The organism is Acidovorax sp. GW458-11-26-14-TSB4 (genome assembly GCF_059423865.1).
On sequence record NZ_JBWKYR010000001.1, the window covers coordinates 725,601 to 746,710 of the forward strand.

19 protein-coding genes are annotated in these 21,110 nt (G+C 68.3%); 11 read left to right on the forward strand and 8 right to left on the reverse strand.

Translation table 11 applies throughout. The features are described 5' to 3' along the window. The first annotated feature begins 238 nt into the window (after window positions 1–238). Together AC07X5_RS03415 and AC07X5_RS03420 are read left to right on the forward strand one after the other, a co-directional pair. Window positions 239–1,618, forward strand: a complete 1,380-nt coding sequence (locus AC07X5_RS03415) for an ammonium transporter (RefSeq protein ID WP_494769062.1) — start codon at window positions 239–241, stop codon at window positions 1,616–1,618. Between the two features lie 13 nt (window positions 1,619–1,631). Next, window positions 1,632–1,955, forward strand: coding sequence for a hypothetical protein (locus tag AC07X5_RS03420; protein ID WP_409957759.1), 324 nt, complete (start codon window positions 1,632–1,634; stop codon window positions 1,953–1,955). A gap of 10 nt (window positions 1,956–1,965) precedes the next feature. On the opposite strand, the gene AC07X5_RS03425 is transcribed toward AC07X5_RS03420, so the two are convergent. Then, window positions 1,966–3,642: a GMC family oxidoreductase gene (locus AC07X5_RS03425; protein ID WP_494769063.1), complete on the reverse strand. Its 1,677-nt coding sequence runs from the start codon at window positions 3,640–3,642 to the stop codon at window positions 1,966–1,968. A 279-nt stretch (window positions 3,643–3,921) separates the two neighbouring features. Here AC07X5_RS03425 and AC07X5_RS03430 point away from each other — a divergent pair, with 279 nt between their 5' ends. The 5 genes from AC07X5_RS03430 to AC07X5_RS03450 all read left to right on the forward strand — a co-directional run bounded on the left by AC07X5_RS03430 (window position 3,922) and on the right by AC07X5_RS03450 (window position 9,016). Further along, window positions 3,922–5,049 (forward strand): MlaE family ABC transporter permease, encoded by a 1,128-nt coding sequence (locus tag AC07X5_RS03430; protein ID WP_494769064.1) that lies wholly within the window; start codon window positions 3,922–3,924, stop codon window positions 5,047–5,049. A 10-nt stretch (window positions 5,050–5,059) separates the two neighbouring features. Then, window positions 5,060–5,947, forward strand: a complete 888-nt coding sequence (locus AC07X5_RS03435) for an ABC transporter ATP-binding protein (protein ID WP_409960858.1) — start codon at window positions 5,060–5,062, stop codon at window positions 5,945–5,947. After that, window positions 5,947–6,924, forward strand: a complete 978-nt coding sequence (locus AC07X5_RS03440; RefSeq protein WP_409960857.1) for an MlaD family protein — start codon at window positions 5,947–5,949, stop codon at window positions 6,922–6,924. Before AC07X5_RS03435 ends, AC07X5_RS03440 begins: the two co-directional genes overlap by 1 nt. A 35-nt stretch (window positions 6,925–6,959) precedes the next feature. Next, complete coding sequence (locus AC07X5_RS03445; protein WP_409960856.1) at window positions 6,960–7,640, forward strand: hypothetical protein; 681 nt, start codon at window positions 6,960–6,962, stop codon at window positions 7,638–7,640. A 428-nt stretch (window positions 7,641–8,068) separates the two neighbouring features. After that, window positions 8,069–9,016 (forward strand): NHL repeat-containing protein, encoded by a 948-nt coding sequence (locus tag AC07X5_RS03450; RefSeq protein WP_409960855.1) that lies wholly within the window; start codon window positions 8,069–8,071, stop codon window positions 9,014–9,016. Between the two features lie 117 nt (window positions 9,017–9,133). Here the strand turns inward: AC07X5_RS03450 and AC07X5_RS03455 are convergent, their stop codons facing one another. The 3 genes from AC07X5_RS03455 to AC07X5_RS03465 form a co-directional block, all read right to left on the reverse strand. After that, window positions 9,134–10,492, reverse strand: a complete 1,359-nt coding sequence (locus AC07X5_RS03455; RefSeq protein WP_494769065.1) for an NAD(P)/FAD-dependent oxidoreductase — start codon at window positions 10,490–10,492, stop codon at window positions 9,134–9,136. Between the two features lie 236 nt (window positions 10,493–10,728). Continuing rightward, on the reverse strand, window positions 10,729–12,174 hold the full coding sequence (locus tag AC07X5_RS03460) for a DUF1501 domain-containing protein (protein WP_494769066.1): 1,446 nt from the start codon (window positions 12,172–12,174) through the stop codon (window positions 10,729–10,731). 14 nt (window positions 12,175–12,188) lie between these two features. Beyond that, entirely contained in the window at window positions 12,189–14,354 is a 2,166-nt protein-coding gene (locus AC07X5_RS03465; RefSeq protein WP_494769067.1) for a DUF1800 domain-containing protein, read from the reverse strand. 348 nt (window positions 14,355–14,702) lie between these two features. Here AC07X5_RS03465 and AC07X5_RS03470 point away from each other — a divergent pair, with 348 nt between their 5' ends. From AC07X5_RS03470 to AC07X5_RS03480, 3 genes are all read left to right on the forward strand, one after another. Beyond that, the gene (locus tag AC07X5_RS03470; protein ID WP_007851196.1) at window positions 14,703–14,921 is read left to right on the forward strand and encodes a CsbD family protein; all 219 of its coding nucleotides are present in this window, start codon (window positions 14,703–14,705) and stop codon (window positions 14,919–14,921) included. Between the two features lie 124 nt (window positions 14,922–15,045). Then, window positions 15,046–15,627 carry a hypothetical protein gene (locus tag AC07X5_RS03475; RefSeq protein ID WP_494769068.1) on the forward strand — a complete coding sequence of 194 codons (582 nt, stop codon included), beginning with the start codon at window positions 15,046–15,048 and terminating at the stop codon, window positions 15,625–15,627. A 181-nt stretch (window positions 15,628–15,808) separates the two neighbouring features. Beyond that, window positions 15,809–16,309 carry a hemerythrin domain-containing protein gene (locus tag AC07X5_RS03480; protein WP_494769069.1) on the forward strand — a complete coding sequence of 167 codons (501 nt, stop codon included), beginning with the start codon at window positions 15,809–15,811 and terminating at the stop codon, window positions 16,307–16,309. A 1-nt stretch (window position 16,310) separates the two neighbouring features. Here the strand turns inward: AC07X5_RS03480 and AC07X5_RS03485 are convergent, their stop codons facing one another. After that, window positions 16,311–16,640 (reverse strand): hypothetical protein, encoded by a 330-nt coding sequence (locus AC07X5_RS03485; RefSeq protein WP_494769070.1) that lies wholly within the window; start codon window positions 16,638–16,640, stop codon window positions 16,311–16,313. Beyond that, entirely contained in the window at window positions 16,637–18,127 is a 1,491-nt protein-coding gene (gene creD / locus AC07X5_RS03490; RefSeq protein ID WP_494769071.1) for a cell envelope integrity protein CreD, read from the reverse strand. Before creD ends, AC07X5_RS03485 begins: the two co-directional genes overlap by 4 nt. A 144-nt stretch (window positions 18,128–18,271) precedes the next feature. On the opposite strand from creD, the gene AC07X5_RS03495 reads away from it, so the two are divergent. Beyond that, window positions 18,272–18,814, forward strand: a complete 543-nt coding sequence (locus AC07X5_RS03495) for a hypothetical protein (RefSeq protein ID WP_494769072.1) — start codon at window positions 18,272–18,274, stop codon at window positions 18,812–18,814. Here AC07X5_RS03495 and creC read toward each other — a convergent pair. Together creC and AC07X5_RS03505 are read right to left on the reverse strand one after the other, a co-directional pair. Further along, window positions 18,811–20,280, reverse strand: a complete 1,470-nt coding sequence (creC, locus tag AC07X5_RS03500; RefSeq protein ID WP_494769073.1) for a two-component system sensor histidine kinase CreC — start codon at window positions 20,278–20,280, stop codon at window positions 18,811–18,813. The two genes, AC07X5_RS03495 and creC, sit on opposite strands and share 4 nt — an antisense overlap. 128 nt (window positions 20,281–20,408) lie before the next feature. Then, complete coding sequence (locus AC07X5_RS03505) at window positions 20,409–21,104, reverse strand: winged helix-turn-helix domain-containing protein (protein WP_494769074.1); 696 nt, start codon at window positions 21,102–21,104, stop codon at window positions 20,409–20,411. Window positions 21,105–21,110 lie beyond the last annotated feature (6 nt).

A 21,110-nucleotide genomic window follows, 5' to 3' on the forward strand; every position in this document is an offset into this window, starting at 1 on the left:
CTTTGTTTGGTTGTTGCTTGTAGGGATGTCTCCTCGGCCCCTCGTCCAGCACACCAGGGCGCGCTTTCGAGTGACGGTACTGTAACGAGAGCACCCGCATGGTGCATTGGGGGTTTCCCGCCCCCTTTTGGGGGATGGACAGGGCGCTGAGCACGCCCGGATGCCCCAAATGGGGCCCTTTTTCTGGCATGGCTTGTGCAATGTGTGCTGTAACAAAATGCGAAAAGGGAGCATCCAGATGCGGGCAGCCATCCAGGGATTCGTCGCGGCCATCGCCTTGTGCATGGGTCTGTGTTGCACGGCAGCCTGGGGCCAAGCGCCACCGCCCGAGCCCGCCGCCACCGCGGCTTCTGCCGCATCGCCCGCCGCCGTGCTCACCCGCCCTGGCCTGGTGGCCAAGGACAGCATCAATGCCGCCGACACGGCCTGGATGATGACCTCCACGGCGCTGGTGCTGCTCATGACGCTGCCAGGCATCGCCCTGTTCTACGCCGGCATGGTGCGCAGAAAGAACGTGCTCAACACCATGGCCAGCGTGGTCGCCATCGCAGCGCTGGTAAGCCTGTGGTGGTTCGCCATCGGCTACTCGTGGGCCTTCACACCCGGCAGTGCCTGGCTGGGGGGCACCGAGCGCATGGCCTTTGCCGGGTTCGACTTTCAGCTGGCCGCCGGCAAGCTCTCCGTCAGCCATGTGGCGCCGGCCATCCCCGAATCGGTCTACGCCGTGTTCCAGCTCACCTTCGCCATCATCACTGCGGCGCTGCTGGTGGGGGCTGTGGTCGAGCGCATGCGCTTTTCCGCGATGCTGCTGTTCATCAGCCTGTGGACGGTGTTCATCTATGCGCCGATTGCACACTGGGTCTGGGAGCCGGGCGGCTGGCTGGCGCAGATGGGTGCGCTTGACTTCGCGGGGGGCTCGGTGGTGCATGTGAACGCCGGTGCGGCGGGCCTGGTGTGCGCCTGGTTCCTGGGGCGGCGCAGCGGCTATGGCCGCGAGCCTTTCGAGCCCTACAGCCTGGCACTGACCATGGTGGGCGCGGGCATGCTGTGGGTGGGCTGGTTCGGATTCAATGCCGGCTCGGCCGTGGCAGCCGACGGCCGGGCGGGGCTGGCCATGGTCGTCACCCACGTGGCCGCCGCTGCGGGCGCACTGTCGTGGATGCTGGGCGAGGCGGTCATGCGGGGGCGCCCCTCCTTGCTGGGCCTGTGTTCGGGCCTGGTGGCCGGGCTGGTGGCGATCACGCCTGCGGCCGGCTTCGTCACCCTGCGGTCGGCGTTGGTCATTGGGCTGGTGGCCGGGCTGGCCTGCTATTGGGGGGCGACGGGGCTCAAGCGCCTGCTCAAGGCCGACGATTCGCTGGACGTCTTCGGCGTGCACGGCATCGGCGGCATTGTGGGCTCGCTGCTCACGGGCGTGCTGGCCAGCCGCAGCGTGGGCGGCGTGGCCGGCAGCCTGTGGACGCAGGCCATCGGCGTGGGCGCGGTGCTGGCGTTCAGCCTGGTGGGCACGGCGCTGCTGCTGTGGATCACGAATCTTGTGCTTGGCCTGCGCGTGGACGAGCAGAGCGAGCAGGTGGGCCTGGATATTGCACAGCACCGGGAACGACTTGGCCAATGAGGAGCAAGCCACCATGCAGGACAGCGACAAACTCGCCATTGCAGCGCATTTGCATGTGCTGCTGCGCCGCAAGACCGGCCGCGTGACCGACACGGAGTGGATGGCGGTCAACGCCGAGTATGCGCTGGAGATCGTGCGCTTTGCGCGCCAGCATGCCGTGGAGGATGGGGTGCCCGAGCTGGCCGAATGGGCCGACCGCCTCGACCATGCTGTGCACGCGCCGGCCCCCGTGCCGCAGCGCCGCCCCCTGCTGGAGACCGCGAGCCAGGCGGTGCGCCAGCGCTTCGTGCCCGAACCGGTGCCCGAAGCGCCACGCTACGTGGGCGGCATCCGCTGATGCCTGGAGGTCATGCTTTCGCCTGAGCCGCCAGGATCCATTCGGCGGCTTTTTCGGCCAGCATGAGCGTAGGTGAGTTGGTGTTGCCGCTGGTGATGGTGGGCATGGCGCCTGCGTCCACCACGCGCAGGCCGGCGATGCCGCGCACGCGCAGTTGCGAATCGAGCACCGCCATGGGGTCATCGGCCCGGCCCATGCGCGTCGTGCCCACGGGGTGGAAGATGGTGGTGGCGATGTCGCCCGCCAGGCGCGCCAGGTCTTCGTCGCTCTCAAACTGCGCGCCGGGCTTCCACTCCTCGGGCTGGTAGGCGGCCAGTGCTGGTTGGGCGACGATGCGGCGTGTGACGCGCAGGCTGTCGGCGGCCACTTGGCGGTCCTCCGGCGTACTCAGATAGTTGGGCGCGATGGCCGGTGCGGCCTTGAAGTCCGCGCTCTTGATGTGCACCGTGCCGCGGCTCGTGGGGTTGAGGTTGCAGACGCTGGCCGTGAAGGCCGGAAAGCTGTGCAGGGGTTCGCCGAAGGCGTCCAGCGACAGGGGCTGCACGTGGTACTCGATGTTGGGCCAGGGCTGGCCAGGGTCGCTGCGCGTGAAGGCGCCGAGCTGGGATGGCGCCATGCTCATGGGGCCGCTGCGCTTCATCGCGTACTCCAGCCCGATCTTGGCCTTGCCCCAGAGCGAGCTGGCCATGGCGTTGAGCGTGGGCACGCCGTTGACCTTGAACACCGCGCGGATCTGCAGGTGGTCCTGCAGGTTGGCGCCCACGCCCGGCAGGTCCTGCACCACATCGATGCCATGGCGTTGCAGTAGCGCAGCCGGACCGATGCCCGACAGCTGCAGCAACTGGGGCGAGTTGATGGCGCCCGCGCTCAGGATCACCTCGCCGGTGGCATGGGCCGTGACCATCTCGTGCCCATCCCAGACCTTCACGCCCGTGCAGCGGCGCGTACCGTCCGGCCGGGTCTCGATGATGAGCTGGGTGGCATGCGCATTGGTCCACATCTCGAAGTTGGGTCGGCCATAGCAGGTGGGGCGCAGGAAGGCCTTGGCCGTGTTCCAGCGCCAGCCGCTCTTCTGGTTGACCTCGAAATAGCCCACGCCCTCGTTGCTGCCGCCGTTGAAGTCGTCGGTGGCCGGGATGCCGGCCTGCTGCGCGGCCTTGGAAAACGCATCCAGCACGTCCCAGCGCAGGCGCTGCTTCTCCACGCGCCACTCGCCGGTACTGCCGGTGGACTTGTTGCCGTGCAGGCGCTTGAAGTTTTCGTTCACATCGCCGGGCTGGTCCAGGCGCCAATGGTCCTCGTGGCGGCGGAAGTACGGCAGGGCATTGTCCCAGCGCCAGCTGGCATCGCCGGTGAGCTCGGCCCACTGGTCGTAGTCGCGCGCCTGGCCGCGCATGTAGATCATGCCGTTGATGCTGCTGCAGCCGCCCAGCGTCTTGCCGCGCGGGTAGCGCAGGGTGCGGCCGTTCAGGCCCGCATCGGGCTCTGTGTTGTAGAGCCAGTCGGTGCGCGGGTTGCCAATGCAATACAGGTAGCCCACGGGAATGTGTATCCAGTGGTAATCATCCTTGCGGCCCGCCTCGATGAGCAGCACGCGCTTGCGGCCGTCGGCGCTCAGGCGGTTGCACAGCAGGGCGCCCGCTGTGCCGCCGCCGATGATGATGTGGTCAAACGTGGTGTCGCTCATGGGGAATAACGGAGTGGCAAGGGCTGGCGCAGGTTGATCGGAAGGGTCGGCGCCATTGTGCGGACGGTGCCGGCGGTGTCGAGGGGGTAAACGCGGCTTGCTAGTAAATTTGTAGCTCACATGGCTTGCCGCGGTTGCGATTGCAAGCAATTTGATAATAATTGCAAGCATTCGGGCCCGTGTCGTGCTTGCACGCAAGGGCTTGTCCTACCTGCGGGGCACCGGCTCCGCTACCATGCTTCCCCTACCCCCATCCCGGTGGCTTGCGCCGCCCGTTTCATGACCGATCCTGCCCCGCGCATCGACCACACCGACACCCCCGAAGGCCCGGGGGTGCTGCTGCATGGCCGGTGGGGCGCTGCGGAGCTGGGCACGCGCCGCCAGTGGAAGGCACTGTCCACCCAGCTGCACGCACAACAGGCCGGTGCAGGGATCGGCTGGGACTTGCGCGAACTGCAGTGGCTGGACCACGTGGGTGCGCAACTCCTCTGGAACCACTGGGGCCGCGCCTGGCCCGAACGCCTGGCGCTCACCGACATCCAGCGCGACATCCTGGAGCGCGTGGCCGAGTTCACCGTGGCCGAACCGCCGCCACCCGAGCCTTGGCGCCTGGCCCGCGAGGTGGACCACCTGGGCCTCCTGGTGCTGCACGGCGTGGACCATGCGCGCCACATGCTGCAAATGGTGGGCCAGCTGATGCTGGACCTGCTGCGCCTGGCGCGCGCGCCCCAGCGCGGGCCCTGGCGCGACGTGTCGGGCCATCTGTACCGCATGGGCGCCACGGCCCTGCCCATCACGGCCCTGGTCGGCTTCCTGATCGGGGTGGTGCTGGCGTACCTGATGTCGCTGCAGTTGCGCCAGTTCGGCGCCGAATCGTTCATCGTCAACATCCTGGGGATCTCGCTGATCCGCGAACTCGGGCCCATGCTCGCGGCCATCCTCGTGGCCGGGCGCTCGGGTTCGTCCATCACCGCGCAGATCGGCGTGATGCGTGTGACCGAGGAGCTCGATGCCATGCGCGTGATGGGCATTCCGCACGGCTTTCGCCTGGTGATGCCGCGCACGCTGGCGCTGGCGCTGGCCATGCCGCTGATCAGCGTGTGGACCACGCTGGCGGCGCTGGCCGGCGGCATGCTGGCGGCCGACGTCGCCATGGACATCTCGCCGGCCTACTTCGTGCAGGCCCTGCCGGCCGCCGTGAAGGTGGGCAACCTCACCCTGGCCATGGCAAAGTCTGTGGTGTTCGGTGCCTGCATCGCGCTCATCGGCTGCCATTGGGGCCTGCGCGTCAAGCCCAACACCCAGAGCCTGGGCGAGGGCACGACGGCCTCGGTGGTCACCTCCATCACCATGGTCATCATCGTGGATGCGCTGTTCGCCATCGCCTTCAAGAGCATCGGGATCTGACGCCATGGCCATGACGGATACCGCTTCTGCCGTTTCCCCTGCCAACAGGCCCCAGGCCCTGGCCGTGCCTGCGGGTACGCCGCCTGTGGTCGAAGTCAAAGGCCTGTGGAGCGTGTTCGGCAAGGGCAGCGAAGCCTTTGCCGTGCACCAGGACCTGGAGTTCACCGTGCAGCGCGGCGAGATGCTGTCGCTGGTGGGGGGCTCGGGCACTGGCAAGACGGTGCTGCTGCGCCAGATCCTGGGCCTGGCCAGGCCCGCGCGCGGCACGGTCACCGTGCTCGGCCGGCCGGCGTCCGAAATGGGGCGCGCCGGTGCCGCCAGCCGGGTAGGCATGCTGTTCCAGCACGGTGCGCTGTTCTCGGCCTTCAACGTGCTCGACAACGTGGCCTTCGCGCTGCGCGAGCAGGGCACGCTGCCGCCCGATCTGGTGCGCGATGCGGCGTTGGTCAAGCTGCAGATGGTGGGCCTCAAGCCCGAGCATGCCAGTCGCATGCCGGCTGACCTGTCTGGCGGCATGGTCAAGCGCGTGGCCCTGGCGCGCGCGTTGATCATGGACCCGCCGCTGCTGCTGCTCGACGAGCCCACGGCCGGGCTGGACCCCAACAGCGCGGACGAGTTCTGCGCGCTGCTGCGCGAGCTGCATGCGGCGCTGGGCCTCACGGTGGTGATGGTCACGCACGATCTCGACACCCTGTTCGCGCTGTCCACCCGCGTGGCCGTGCTGGCCGACAAGAAGGTCATCGTCAGCGGGCCACCGACCGAGGTGGCGCGCTTCAAACACCCTTTCATCGAGCACTTCTTCATGGGTGAGCGTGGCCAGCGTGCCATGGCCCCCCTGGCAGGCGTGCGCGAGCAGCCGCCCTCGGCGGCCCCCACCCCGATTTCCAAGGACGCCTGATGGAAAACAAATCCCATGCACTTGCCGCCGGCATCTTCGTCATCGTGGTCGCCGCCATGCTGGCGGGCCTGGCGATCTGGCTCACGCGCGACAACGCCAACTACGAGCAGTACGAGCTGTCCACCAAGGATGGCGTCAGCGGCCTGCAGCCCCAGGCCACCGTGCGCTACAAGGGCGTGGCCGTGGGCAAGGTCACGCGCATCGGCTTCGACCCGCAGGTCAATGGCAATGTGCTGATCCGCATTGCCGTGAATGAGCAGGCCCCCATCAGCCCCAATACCTTCGCCGTGCTGGGCTACCAGGGCGTCACAGGCCTGGCCCATGTGCAGCTCGACGATGCCGCGTCGCCCTATCCCGAGCTGCCGCCTGGCCCCAGCGGGCTGCCGCGCCTGCCGCTCAAGCCCTCGCCCTTCGGCCGCCTGGCCGAGCAGGCGCCGGCCATCCTGGGCCAGGTGGAGGAGGCCACGCGCCGCATCAACCAGCTGCTGGGCGATAACAACCAGAAGCTGCTGACCGAGGCCATCGGCAACATCGGCCAGGCGGCCGGCAGCGTCAATGCACTCACCAAGCGGCTCGATACCACGGTGCAGACCCGCCTCGACCCGGCACTGGCATCCCTGCCCGCGCTGACCGGCGATGCGCGCCAGACCCTGCAGTCGCTGCAGAAGGCCGGCACCAGCGTATCGGACATGGCTGCGGGCATCAGCGCCACCAACCAGCGGCTGGCTGCCGAGGGCGGGGCCATCGACCAGATCACCCAGGGCACGCAGGCGCTCACGCGCGCGGCCGACGCGCTGGGTTCCAACACCCTGCCACGTGTCACGCGCGCGGCCGATGAGCTGTCGCGCACGGCGCGCCAGATCGGCCGGGCGGCCAACAGCGTGAGCGACAACCCGCAGTCCTTCATCTATGGCTCGGGCCGCATCCCCCCTGGCCCGGGCGAAGAGGGCTTTGCCGCACCAGCTGCCGCGCGCTGAGGGCGCTGTTCGAGGAATTCAAGGAGTACATCGCCATGCTGGATACCCAACGTACCCACCCGGGCCGCCCGGTTCGCAGGAGCGCCGCCCTGGCGTGCGCTGCCGCCGCCGTGCTGCTGACCGCCTGCTCGGCCCTGCCTGGGCCGCCCACGCGCGCAGTGCAGTACGACTTCGGCCCCGGTGCCATGGCCACGGCGCCGAGCGACCGCCGGGCGCCGCTGCCGCCGCTGGCCCTGGCCGATGTGGAAGCCACCGGCATGCCCGAGAGCAGCACCTCCGTGCTCTACCGGCTCGGCTATGCCGATGCCCAGCAACCCCGCCCCTATGCGACGGCGCGCTGGAGCCAGCCTCCGGCCGTGCTTGTAGGGCAGCGTGTGCGCGAGCACCTGGGCCTGCGCCGGGCCATCCTGAACACCAGCGATGCGGCCGTTCAGGCCCGTGTGGCGAACAAGCGCCCCACCGTGCTGCGCCTGGAACTCGAAGAGTTCAGCCAGGTTTTCAGCAGCGCGACCGAGAGCGCGGGCCTGGTGCGCCTGCGTGCCACCGTCGCCGAACCGACCCCGCTGGGTGAGAACCTGCTGGGGCAGCGGGTCTTCATCGTGCAGCGTGCGGCGGCAACGGCCGATGCGGCAGGCGGCACGCGGGCACTCGCCGAAGCGGCCAGCCAAGCGGCACGCGACATCGACGAGTGGCTGGAGCAGGTAGCGGTGCGCTGAGGCGCGCAGGGGCCGCGTCGGGAACTTGCGGATACGCCTTCCCCGCCCCCGACTGAAACACTTTGTGTATTCGGCCCAAACCCTACTTTGGTAGGGTGCCCGGGCGCATGGTGCTCTCCCATAATGGACCGGACCGTGTTGGCGATCCGTTCGGGGCCGCGCAAGTCCCTTGCCGGGCAGCCCGCCAGCAAGCGCAGGCACTGCCCGGCACGGCTTCGCATGGATCGCCGGTACGTTCCCAGCCGCACAGGCGGCTGGTGCACGTTGCTGCGGTGGGCCCCAGCTCACCACAGCATGCGGCGTTTTGGTTGTTGTTCTTTTTGTTGTTCTCCTTTTCCCGCCCGTGGGCGCGCGGCTGGACGGCGCGCAATGCGCCACCCCGCCTCCCCAGGCTCCGATCCACGTTCATTGCCGAGGTCATTTCCCGTATGTTCTTCAAGCCATCGCTTCTGCGCTCTGCCTGTGCTGCCGCCATCGCCCTGGCCGCCGCTGCTGCCGCCACCTCCACCTGGGCCGGCGACAAGCTCTATGTCCAGGACAGCGGCAAGATCATGCTCGTCGATGTGGACGCCAAGTCGCTGACGCTGGTGTCCCGCCCCTCGGTGGATGGTTCCATCACCGATATCGCCACCGATGCCGCAGGCACCCTGTACGTGCTGACCTTCAACTCGCTGTACCGCCTGGCCGCCGATGGCAGCGCCGTGCTGATCGGCAAGCACGGCATCGGCACTGCCAACGCGCTGACCTTCGACGGCAGCGGCAAGCTGTACGGCGCGTCCGCCGTCAACAAGAACCTCTACCTGATCAACCCCACCACCGCCCAGTCCACGGTGATCGGCACCCTGCCGGCGCAGTCGGCCGGCGACCTGGCCTATCTCAATGGCCGGCTGTTCTTTGCGGGCGAGAACGATTCGCTGGGCATCGTCAACCTGCGCAACAACCAGCAGTCGGCCAACGTCGGCAGCTTCGGTCTGGCCACCTCGGTCTACGGCCTGGCCGAAGGCGACAGCAACACCCTGTACGGCGCGGCGTTCGACAAGCTGTTCAAGGTGGATCCTTCCACGGGTTCGATCAGCTACGTGATGAACTTCACCGGCCTGGGCCAGGCCGGCGGTCTGGCACCCTTCAAGGCCGTGGTCACGCGTGCCGAGGACCGCCTGTTCAACTATGCGGAAGACTCCTTCCCCACCATGTTCAAGCCTTCGTTCGCGCCTTCGCTGACCGCAGGCAACCAGTACTACCGCTTCTACCGCGACACGGGCACCATCCTGTCCATCAGCAATGGCCAGCTGAGCTACTCCCAGGTGGGTACGGCGCCGGGCGTGCTGGGGCCGGTGGATGCCTTCCTGCCGTTGGCCATTGGCGCTGGGTATTGACTCCCCCCTGAGTCGCCTTCGGCGCCATCCCCCCTGAGGGGGACGCCCCCAGTGCGGCGGGGCGGCCCTTGCACGGGGGCGCTGGCCTGGGCTGCGGGTGTACACAGGCCGCGTGTCTTATTCCCGGGCCTTGTTCTTCGCGCCTTCGATGCCGGTCACCACGCGCGCGTAGCGCGCGAAGCTCCAGTAGGCCCAGCCCCAGTCCATGAGTACGACCAGGCGGTTGCGAAAGCCGATGAGGAAGTAGACGTGGGCGAAGAGCCAGAACAGCCAAGCGAAATAGCCTGAAAAGCGCACCGGGCCCATGGGGGAGGTGAGGTCCACCACGGCGGCGTTGCGGCCGATGGTGGCGAGGTTGCCGTAGTCGCGGTAGCGGAAGGGCTGGGTGGGTTGGCCGGCCAGGCGGCGCAGCACGTTGGCGGCTGCGGCGCGGCCCATCTGCTTGGCGCCCGGCGAGACGCCGGGCACGGGCGTGGGCTCCTGGCTGGGCACATGGCTTTTGGCCGCGGCCAGGTCGCCCACCACGCTGATCTCGGGGTGGCCGGCCAGCGTGAGATCGGGCTCGACCACCACGCGGCCCGCGCGGTCGGTGGTGCAGCCGGTAGCTTCGGCCAGCAGGCGTCCGAGCGGCGAGGCGGCCACGCCGGCGGCCCAGACGATGCACTGGCTGGGAATCGCGTAGCTCGCCGCCATGGGGTCCGCACCCGGTGCGGCGCCGGCCACGGTGAGGCCGGTGGCGTCGATGGCGGTCACCCGCGCGTTCACGCGCACTTCCACTCCCAGCTTCTCCAATTGCTCCTTGGCGCGCTGGCTCAGGGCCTCGGGCATGGCCTGCAGCACGCGCGTGCCGCCTTCGAGCAGGATGATTTTCGCGCTGGCCGGGTCGATGTGGCGGAACTCACCGGGCAGCGTGTGGCGCGCAATCTCGGCCAGGGTGCCGGCCATCTCCACGCCCGTGGGGCCACCGCCCACCACCACGAAGTTGAGCCAGGCGGCTCGCCGTGCCGGATCGCCTTCGCGCTCCGCCGCCTCGAAGGCCAGCAGGATGCGGCGGCGGATCTCGAAGGCGTCGTCCAGCGTCTTGAGCCCGGGCGCAAACGGGGCCCAGTCGTCGCGGCCGAAGTAGCTGTGGGTGGCGCCCGCCGCCACGATCAGGTGGTCGTAGGGCAATGCATCGCCACCCTGCAGCAGCACGCTGCGTGCGGCGATGTCGATGCGCTCCACCTCGCCGAGCAAGGTGGTCACATTGGGCTGCTTGCGGAACAGATGCCGCACCGGGGCGGCAATGGCGGGCGCCGACAGCCCGGCCGTGGCCACCTGGTAGAGCAGGGGCTGGAACAGGTGGTGGTTGGTCTTGTCGACCACGGTGACATCGATGGCGCTGCCGTGCAGCGCGCGGGCCGCCTCCAGCCCGCCAAATCCGCAACCGATGATGACGACCCGGGGACGGATGGCTGTGTTGGGAATGCTGCTCATGGCTGCATTATGGGCAGACTGCGAGGGATCATGCCGATACGGAATCGCTGGCGTCTTTGGTGTCTCGGTCTGCAGTCCATTGCGCTGTACGACACCCGCGGCGCACGAAACTGGCGCGGCCGAGGCCAGTGCCCCCGCGCAAGGGCCGCCCCGCCGCGCTGGGGGCGTCCCCCTCCCGACTCGCGCAGCGAGTCGAGAGAGGGGTGAAGGCGCGAAGCGACTCAGGGGGTGTTCATTCACGCATTCATGAAGCCCAGGTCCACGGGGTATTGGGCGCCGCCGAAGTGGCTCAGGTTGGGCAGCACACCGGCGAGTTCGGTGGCGCTCACGCCGAACCACTTGGCCAGCGTGGCCGCGTACTGGTCCACCGAGGTGCTGGGCAGCAGCCGGCCCTGGCCCACGTGCCACTGGTCGTCGGGCGCGGCGGTGTTGGTGTTGCTGACCGGCGGGGCCGAGCCGTAGAAGGCCTTGCCCTTGACGGCGCCGCCCACCATCAGGTGGTGGCTGCCCCAGCCGTGGTCGGAGCCGTCGCCGTTGGAATTGAGCGTGCGGCCGAAGTCGGATGCGGTGAAGGCGGTCACCTTGTCGGCGACGCCCAGTTCCACCGTGGCGTTGTGGAACGCGGTCATCGCATCGCTCAGGCGCTGCATCAGCCCCGGTTGCTGGGAGATCAGGTTGTCGTGCAGGTCGAAACCACCCATCGAGACCATGAACACCTGGCGCTTGGTGCCCATGGTGCCGCGCGCGCCGATCAGGCGGGCCACCATCCTGAGCTGGTCGGCCAGATTGTTGTTGGCGGGGAAAGGCGTTGCCAGGTTCACGCCCGCGATGCCGGTGGTGACCAGCGATTCGGAGGTCACGGCGCGCGTGGTCACCTTGTTGTACTCGTTCTCCAGCGTCTGGCTGCTGGTCTGCTGGATCAGGCTGGTCAGCGCCGAGCGCACGGCGGTAGAGCCATAGACGCTGCTCTTGGCGCCATTGATCGGGATCGCACCGCTGGTGCTCACCTGGTACTGCAGCGCCGAATCGCCGGACAGGAACACCGCATTGCCGGTGACCGAGATGCAGGTGAACAGCGAATTGGCGTTGGACGACAGGGCCAGGTCGCCGATGTTGCCGCCCCAGCCGATGGTCGAGCCTTCGGGAGAGGACGACTGCCACACCGACTGCTGGTCGTTGTGCGAAAACAGCTTGGGCGGAAGCGGGTAGAGGCTGCGGTTGGAGCCGTTGTACTGGGCGCGGGTCAGCGGCACCACCAGCGGGCCGACGTTGAGCTGCACGGCGGCCTTGCCGCTGTTGAACAGCCCCGTGAGGCCCGACATGGCGGGGTGCAGTGCGTACTGGCGGCCACCCGGCAGGGCGGTCGTGGGGTTGAGCAGGGTGGCGCCCAGAGCGTCCTTGGGGATGGCGATGCCGCCGCCCCCCAGTCCGTTGCCGCCCCGGATGGCGCTGTACTTGAGGTAGCTGGGGTCGTCGTAGGTGACCACGGTGTTGGCGTAGTCGTTGCCGCCGTAGAGGAACACGCAGACCAGGGCCTTGTAGTCGGTGGCGGTGAAGGCGGCCGCCTCGCCCATGGCGGCCAGGTTCAGTGCGAAGGGCAGGGCGGTGCCGGCCAGGCCCAGTTGGCCGCTGCGGCGCAGGAAGGCGCGGCGGGTGTGCAGTTCGGGTTGGAGCAGGTGCATGGCAGCAAGTCCTCTTATTTCTGGATGAGGTACTCGGCCGAAGCCATGACCAGGAAGATCGCTGCCGCGATGCGGTTGAGCTTGACGTTGTCGGTGCTGGCGGCCGTGACCGGCGTGGCCTTGATCGCATCGGTGATCAGTTTCACCGTGGCCGCCGAGAGCTGGCCTGCGCACATCAGCAGGTTGATGCGCGCGACCAGCGCATCGGGGTCGGTCACCAGCGCCATCTCGTGGGTGTACAGCGCCTTGATGTCGTAGCCGTTGTTCGCGTTGCTGCCGTTGTTGGGCAGGTCGGGGGCGTTCACATAGATGCCATTGCGGATCACGCCCTGGATGTAGTTCAGGTAGCCGCCCACGCTGCTTTCGTTGACCAGTTGGAACTCGGGCGCCACGGCGCCGCTCTGGGCCAGGGCGGTGGACGGCGGCACATAGCCCGGGCGGAAGAAGTTGAACACCGAGGGCGAGCGCAACGGGCTCTGGCCCAGCCGCGAGCTGGCGGAGCTGGTGTCCCCGATCTTCCAGCTGCCGAAGGTGGAGCTGATGTTGAAGGTGCGCCCCCACTGGACCAGGCGCAGCATGGGCTCGCGCAGCTTGCCGAAGCCTGGCTGCGTGAGGCCGGCGGAGGAGCGCGCCTCCTCATCGAGCAGGATGGCGCGGACCACCGCCTTCAGGTCGCCGCGTACGCTGGCACCGTTGTTGTTGAACACCGTGGCCACGCGCGCCACGTAGGCCGGCGAGGGGTTGCTGGTCACCAGGCGCTGGATCAGCTGCTTGCAGATGAAGGGGCCGACGTTGCCGTGGTAGAACAGGGTGTCCATGGCCGTGGCCAGCGCCGCCGCACCCGGCGTGTTGGCCGGGATGCTGGTACCCAGGAAGTTGACCGCCAGGTTCGAGTGCAGCGAGGCATTGAGCGACATGGGCAGCCGCGTGAACGCCGTGTTGGGCACCGTGCGGGTGGTGCCCGGCACGGTACCCTGCTGGTTCAGCGACTGGTTGTAGTCGTAGCCTGTGAACACGCGCGCCAGATTGGTCACGTCGGACTGGCTGTAGCTTTCGATCGGCTGGCCCGAGCCGTCGCGGCGCACGGTGCCGTCGATGTTGAGCATGACCAGCCCGATGGACATGAGCTGCATGACTTCGCGCGCATAGTTCTCGTCCGGCTGGCGGCCCGTGGCCGCGTTTTCCTTCTGGTTGCCGCGGGTGTTGAGGTAGTAGCCCATGGCCGGGTTCAGCGACACGTCCTGCAGCAGGTTGCGGAAGTTGCCGAAGGAATGGAAGACCAGCGTGTCCCAGTAGTGCGCGATGCCGTGGCTGCGCCAGTTGAAGTCCAGGCCCGAGAGCGAGACCACGAAGATCTCCGACAGCGCCAGCGCGACACGCTTGCGCAGGCTGTCGGGCGAGGTCATGAGCTGCGACCAGATCATGCAGTCGCCCGGGTAGGTGTTGTCGTAGTAGGCGGTGGAATTGTCGACCGTGGCATAGCCGCGCTGGTTGAGCCACTCCCAGCCCGAGATGCCGATGGGCGCGTTGAACTGAGAATTCAGCCAGGCCTCGAATCCGATGGAGCGGACCGTGGCGATGTCCTGCGTGCTGGCCGCAAAGCCCGCCTGCAGCAGGAAGCGCGCGGCCTCTGGGTCGTTGAGCGGCCGGCCGCTGGAGAACACCGCGTCGCCAAAGCTGGCCAGCGAGCCGACGTTGACCACCGCGTTGTTGCTGGCCGGGCCGAGCACCACGACGTTGCCCTGGTACACACCCAGGTAGGTGCGCGTGCCTGGGTAATAGCGGAACACCAGCGTGCCGCTGGTCACGGTGCCCTGGTGGGAGTCGAAGAACTGCGGGAACACCATCTCCGCCCAGTCCATCAGTTCGTCGGGCGTGGGGGTGCGGGTCGCCGCCTGGTTCGACCGGTACGAGCCGGTGCCGCCCATGTCGCCCAGCAGCGGCATGCTGGGCGCGTTGTCGGCCTGCCGGAGCGCCGGAGGGGCTTCGGCTTCGGCCTCGCCACCGCCGCAGGCAGCGAGGGCTGCGCTGGCAGCGGCAGCCGCCGAGACCCGGAGCCAGGGCGAGCCCACGGAATCCGGTGCACTTGGCGCTGCATCGGCGGGCGACAAGGAGGACGGTGCGTGCGCGGGCAGAGGTGTTGCCAGCGCCGCATCGGTAGCTTCGTGGGCGTGTGTCATAGCGACTTTTGTGAAGATTTGTAGAGAAGTGTAGGCAACCTCCTACAAAACTGGCATTCCCTACTCGCCAGTAAGCGTTACCAAAAGAAACGCGCCGGCGCCTCCACAGTGAGCGGTTGGCATTTTTCGATGCATTGCCGCAACACCCGCTTTTCCGGCGATCACACACTCCCGAGGCGCCTTAGCGGGTGGTTGTCCGGCATGCCAGTAGTCCTGCGCCGACGCCGGGTCCACGGTACGGACTACGCGCCCGGGTGCACCCCGTTCTTACAGTCACTCCATCGCATCACGCAAATGTTCCACGCAATCCGAGTGGATGGCTGAAGCGAAACGTTTGGAGGACGCACCATGAATGAAGACACCATCAAGGGCAACTGGAAGCAGTTCAAAGGCAAGATCACCGAGCAGTGGGGCAAGCTCACCAACGATGACCTGGACGTCATCGATGGCAAGCGCGAACAGTTCCTGGGCAAGCTGCAGGAACGCCAAGGCATTGCCCGCGATGCGGCTGAAAAGCAGCTCAGCGATTGGCAAAGCCGCCATCCCGACTTCCGCTTCAACGACTGACTGGATTGTGCTGCACCGTTTGCCAGAACCCTCCAGGGCTTCATGCCCTGCAGTTGGCGGGCACCGGTTGCACATTCTTTCAATACACCCAAAAGATACCCCTGAGACCCGAGGAGAAAACACCATGAAATTCGCCCGCACCCTGATTGCTTCCGTCGCCGCCGGCCTGCTGGCCACCTCCGCAATGGCCATGACCGATGCCGAGTACAAGACCGCCAAGGACAAGATCTCGGCCGACTACAAGGCCGCCAAGACCAACTGCGACACCATGAAGGACAACGCCAAGGACATCTGCGTCAAGGAAGCCAAGGGCGCCGAAAACGTGGCCAAGGCGGAACTCGACGCCCAGCACAAGCCTTCGGACAAGGCCACCAACAAGGCCCGCATGGCACGTGCCGATGCGGACTATGAAGTGGCCAAGGAAAAGTGCGATGACCAGAAGGGCAACGCCAAGGACGTGTGTGTGAAGGATGCCAAGGCCGCCCACACCGCCGCCAAGGAAAACGCCAAGGTGGCCAAGGCCGCCGCCAAGCCTGCCGACAACGCCGCCGAGAAGGGCGCCCAGGTCGCAGAAGCCCGCAAGGACGCTTCGGCGGAAAAGAACGAAGCCAACTACAAGGCTGCCAAGGAACGCTGCGATGCCATGAGCGGTGATGCCAAGTCCAAGTGCGTGGACGACGCCAAGCGCATGTACGGCCAGAGCTGAGCCTGAAGCCACGGATGCCCGCCAGGGGCCCTTGCGGGCCGTGGCTGGCCCCTTGAAGCCCCGCTGCATGCGGGGCTTTGCCATTGGCAGTTCGCACCGCAGTGTCTGACCTGCATCAAGGCCGTGCGTGCGCCGGGCCCCTAAGCTGGCCGTTCGATCCCACGCAAGAACGGAAACGCACATGGCAGCACTGGAATGGTCTGGCGCACTGGCATTGAACCTGCCGCAGATGGATGAAACGCATGAGGAGTTCGTCGAACTCCTGGCACGGGTTGAGGGGGCGGACGATGCGCAGCTGTCGGCCTGCTGGCAGGAACTGGTCGCCCACACCGAGCAGCATTTCGGCATGGAGGACCGTTGGATGGTTGCCACGCGCTTTGCCTCGGGCAACTGCCACAGCATGCAGCACAAGGTGGTGCTGCAGGTCATGCGGGAGGGCGCGGCCCGCGCCGCCCAAGGCGAGCTGCAGGTGCTGCGCATGATGGCAGGAGAACTGGCCCTGTGGTTCCCCCAGCATGCGCAGACCATGGACGCGGCGCTGGCCCTGCACCTGCGCCGCGTGGGCTTCGATGCGGCCACCGGCACCGTGCACCTGCCCGAGGCGCTGCCGGGCGAGCTGGTGCACGGTTGCGGCGGTGCGAGCTGCTCCCCGTCTTCCACAGCGCAGGCCGTTCCCGCCTAGGTCAAAGCTGCTGCGCCGCTGCCGGATGGCGCGGCAGCAGCAGGATGGCCATGTGCCACGACAGGTCGCGCAACGCAGCGCGCAGTGCAGCCGATGCAGGGGGCGCGGCATCGGCCGGCGGACCATAGGCCGCGCGCAGAACGGCCTGCTTGGCCGTGTGCAGCGCCGTCCGGTCATGGGCCAGCAGCGCGGCCAGCAGTTGATCGCGGTGGCGCTGCACGCGGCGGGCCTCGACCTCCGACAGGGGCGGTAGCGGGTGCTGGCTTGCCGGGGCTGCCAGGTGCCGTGCCCAGGCCGATGCCGTGGGCAAGGCTGGGGATGCGCTCGTCATGCGGCACTCCCGGGCTGGTGGCGGGGTGTGGCCAGGCCCGCAGTTGCGGGCGGCATGGCAGGCGGCGGGGTGGATGGCGGCTCGCGGCGCGGTGCCGGCGGGCGCGGCCCACCTGCCGAGGCGTTGAGGCCATACCAGTTCACCTTGCGCGTGAGCACCATCACCGCGGCCAGCACCAGGAAGAGCGCGATCGAGCCGACGACCAGCGCCGTCTGCTCCAATTGCAGCAGCACATAGAGCAGGCCGTAGAGCAGGGCGATGCCGGCACCCAGCGGAATGCCGCGCGCCAGGCTGCCCAGCATGTGGCTCGCGTAGTAGGCCAGCAGCAGCACGCAGGCCGTGGCCGCAATGCCGTAGGACATGCCGAAGGACAGGTGCTCCGACAGGCTCACCAGCAGCAGGAAGAAGCTGCACAGCGCGCTGCCCACGAGAAGGTACTGCACCGGGTGCACGCGCAGCTTCTTCATCAGCTCGAACAGGCCCACCGCCACGAAGGTGAGGGCGATGAACAGCACACCGTACTTGGTGGCGCGGTCGGCCAGGGTGTAGGGGTTCACCGGGTCGATGAAGGCCACGCTGAAGCTGTCGGCGCAGTCGCTTGCGGTGCCGCCGCCCGGGGCGGCGTACTCGGCCGGGCTGTCGTAGCCGTTCACGCAGATGCGCTTGCTGTTGGCGATGTCCTGCTGGGCGGTGGTGGCCAGCGACGACAGGCGCCAGCGCGCGGAGAAGCCATCGTCCTTCACCTCGCGTTCGGAGGGAAGAAACCGCCCCGAGAACGAGGGGTGCGGCCAGCCGCTGGTCATCTGCACCTCGGTACTGCCGCCCAGGGGCACGATGGCCAGGCGCTCCGTGCCCACGAGTTCCAGGTCCAGCGTGGCGGTGAGGCCTGCGGCCTGGCCGCGCACCGACTCGGGCAGGCTGGCGTGCAGGCCGCGCGTGTAGGTGGGGTGGAAGGTGCCGGGCTTGAGCGGCAGCGCCTGCTCGCCCAGCGTGATCTGCGCCATGCGGATGCCGCGCGAATCGCCCACGGCCAGCATCAGGATGGGGGCGCCGCAGTTCATGCGCGAGCCCTTGATGGTGCTTTGCGGCTGCAGGCTGGTGAGCGCGCCCCACTGGGCGGTGATGTGCGACTTGAGGTTGTAGGTGTTGACCTTGTGCAGGCCGCGGGCGCGCTCTTCCATGGCGGCACCGGTGTTCAGCTTGAGCTGTTCGGGCATGGCCGTGAGCAAGAACTCGCGGCGCTGCTCCACCATGCGGCGTTCGTCGCCCTTGCCGGTCTCCACGTCCCAGCTTTCCACGCAGGCGCTGTGGATCATCGGGCCCATCAGCGTCTGCGGACCGGCCAGGCTGTCGGCGATGTTCTGCGCCGTCATGCTGCGGTAGCGCTGGCGGTCGCGCACCACGTCCTCGATCAGGCCCAGCCCGACCATGAGCAGCAGCACGATGGCCGCCAGCCCCACGAGTTTGATGAACAAGGGGTGTTTCAAAGAGTCCTCCACGGTGTGATGAATGTGGAGCCAGTGTTGGCGGCGGGTGTGAGGGGGCGATGAAGTTTGTGAGGTCTGTGTGAAGTGGAGCCGGTGGCAGAATGGTCCTGACGCCCCCCTGGGCGGTGTATCGGAGAGATTGCCATGCGACGCGCTTCCCGCTTCATGCCCCCTGTATCGCGCCAGTCCCCTCCATGGACGTGGGGCGGCCGCACCCTCGTGGCGGCTGCTGCCTGCGCATTGCTCTGGACCCTCTGGGCCCATCCCCTTGCGGTGTGCGCTTTTGCCATCGTGCTGTGGGGCCTGGTCGCCATCTCCGGCTGGCTGGACGAAAAGCACTTCGCACGGCTGGCGCAGGAGCGCGCGGGGGAATCGATCGGCCAGTTCGCCCGCTCCATCGACTGCCGTGGCGTCGACACCTGGGTGGTGCGCGCGGTGTATGAAGAACTCCAGGCCGGGCTTCCGACGCGGGGTACTCCGCTTCCATTGCGGGTGGCCGATCGGCTTCAGAAGGACCTGCGCCTGGATGCCGACGACCTGGACCTGTCGTTGCTGCCGGACATCGCCCGGCGTGCCGGACGCGACCTCGCCTCCACGCAAGGCAATCCCTTCTACGGCAAGGTCACCACCGTGGGCGACCTGGTCCACTTCCTGAACGCCCAGCCCCGGCTGGCCGCGACGCCTTAGCCGCCGCGAAACTCCAGCTCCACCCGCAACCCCGGTGCCGTGTTGCGCACCACCATCTGCCCGCTGTGCAGCGCCATCACGCGCCGCACGATGGCCAGGCCCAGGCCCGAGCCGCTGCGCTCGCCGCCGGGCCGGGCGGTGGTGAAGAAGCGCTCGCCCAGCCGGGGCAGGGCGTAGTCGGGCACGCCGGGGCCGCTGTCCTGCACGGCCACCGTGGTGCCGGCCAGCTCCACGTGCACGCTGCTGCCGGCGGGGGAAAAGTCGATGGCGTTGTCCAGCAGGTTGGTGAGCGCCAGGGTCACGAGTTCAGGCTCCCAGGGCCCGCTGGCACCGCTGCCGGCGACGGTCAGGGTAATGCCGCGCTGGCCCGCGCGCCCCCGGGTCTGGGCCACGGCGGCGTTGGCGCAGTCCTGCAGCGCCACGGGCGCCTGGGCGTCGGCATGGTGGCGCTGCTCCAGCTTGCTCAGCTCCAGCAGGCGGTCGATGATGCGCTGCAGGCGCTCGCTTTGCTGCACCACCTGGGTGGCGAACTCGGCCCGGTCCGCCGCGGGCAGTTCGTCCTGCAGCAGCTCGCCCGCGCCGCGGATGGCGGCCACGGGGCTCTTGAGTTCGTGCGTGAGGGCGCGCACATAGCCTTCGATGTAGTCGCGCCCCTCCAGGCGCGCGCGCATGCGGTCCATGGCGCGCGCCAGGTCGCCGAGCTCTCCCGGCACCTTGGGCACGGCGAGCGCCGTGGTCGGTGGGCTGTCGTGTTCGCCAGCGGCCGGCCCCTGCACGCTGAGCGCATAGTCGCGCAGGCGGCGCACGTTCCACACCATCCACAGCGTCACCGCCACGCCCACCGCGGCCGACAGGGCCAGCAGCAAAACCCCGCTCGCCAGCACCTTGTTCTCGGCCCGGTCGATGAAGCGCTGCACCGTGCGCGTGGGCTTGGCCACCGTGAGCACGCCAACGATGCGGCGCTCTGCAGTGGCGCCGCCGCCGGGCGCATAGATGGGCGCAGCCACATGCATCACGCCGCTGGCATCGTCGTCGGGGACGTCACGGGTGGAGCGCGCCCCGTACTCCCCTCGCAGGGTGCGCGCCACGTCGCGCCACTGCGAGTAGTCGGCGCCCACGGCGCGGTTCTCCGAATCGAACAGCACCCGGCCCGTGGCATCGGTCACGTAGATGCGGTAGTCCAGCGACTGCTTGGAAAAGCCCCAGATCGCTGCGTCGATGGGGCGGGTTGCATAGATGCGCACATGCCGGGCAAAGGCACTGCCCACGGCCCCATTCTCCAGCCGCCCGGCCACCAGGTCGTCGCTCGCCAGCTCGGCCAGGATGTTGGCGGTGTCCACCATCATGTCCTCCATCACCTCGCGCACGCTGGGCTTGATCTCGGCCATGAACACGCGCAGCACGAAGAACGCGGCGATGCCGTTGATCAGGAAGAAGGCGAACAGCAGGCGGATGCCCAGGCGCATGGGGTTACCTCGTTGCGCCCACACGCAGTGAGGGCGTATAGGCAGGAGGTTTCGCCGCCGGGCCGCCCCAAGGCGAAACGCGGCCCCCCCGGGGGGCAGCCACTACACGCAGTGAGGGAGCGTGGGGGCTATACATCCAGGCAGTAGCCCATGCCGCGGTGGGTGCTGATGTACTCGCGGCCGGCATCGGCCTCGCGCAGCTTGGCCCGCAGCGTCTTGATGTGCGTGTCCACCGTGCGGTCGGTGCTCTCGCTGTCGTCGCCCCAGGCGGCGTTGAGCAGCGCGTCGCGCGAATGGATGCGGCCGGCGCCGCGCAGCAGGCAGGCGAGCAGCCGGTATTCGCGCCGGGTCAGTGCCAGCGGCTGGCCGCGCAGGCTGATGCGCTGGCCGGCCTCGTCGTCGTGGAACAGCGGGGCCGGGGCCGCGGGGGGTACGGCCGCTGATCCTTGCACGCTGGCGCGGCGCAGCAGCGCCTTCACGCGGGCAGAGAGTTCGCGCGGACTGAAAGGCTTGGCCAGGTAGTCGTCGGCGCCCAGTTCCAGGCCCAGCACGCGGTCGATTTCCTCGCCGTGCGCGCTGAGCACGAGCACGGGCAGGGTCGCGGTGGCCGCCACGCCGCGCAGCTCGCGCAGCAGGTCCAGGCCGCTGCCATCGGGCAGGCCCACGTCCAGCACCAGCAGGTCGAAGGGGGTGCGCGCGAGCTGCGCGCGCGCGTCGTGCACCAGCACGCTGTGCGCCACCGCCAGGCCTTCGCGCTCCAGCGCATAAGCCACGGTGCGCGCAATCGCCGGGTCGTCTTCCAGCAGCAGCAGGCGTGCCGGCATGGTGCG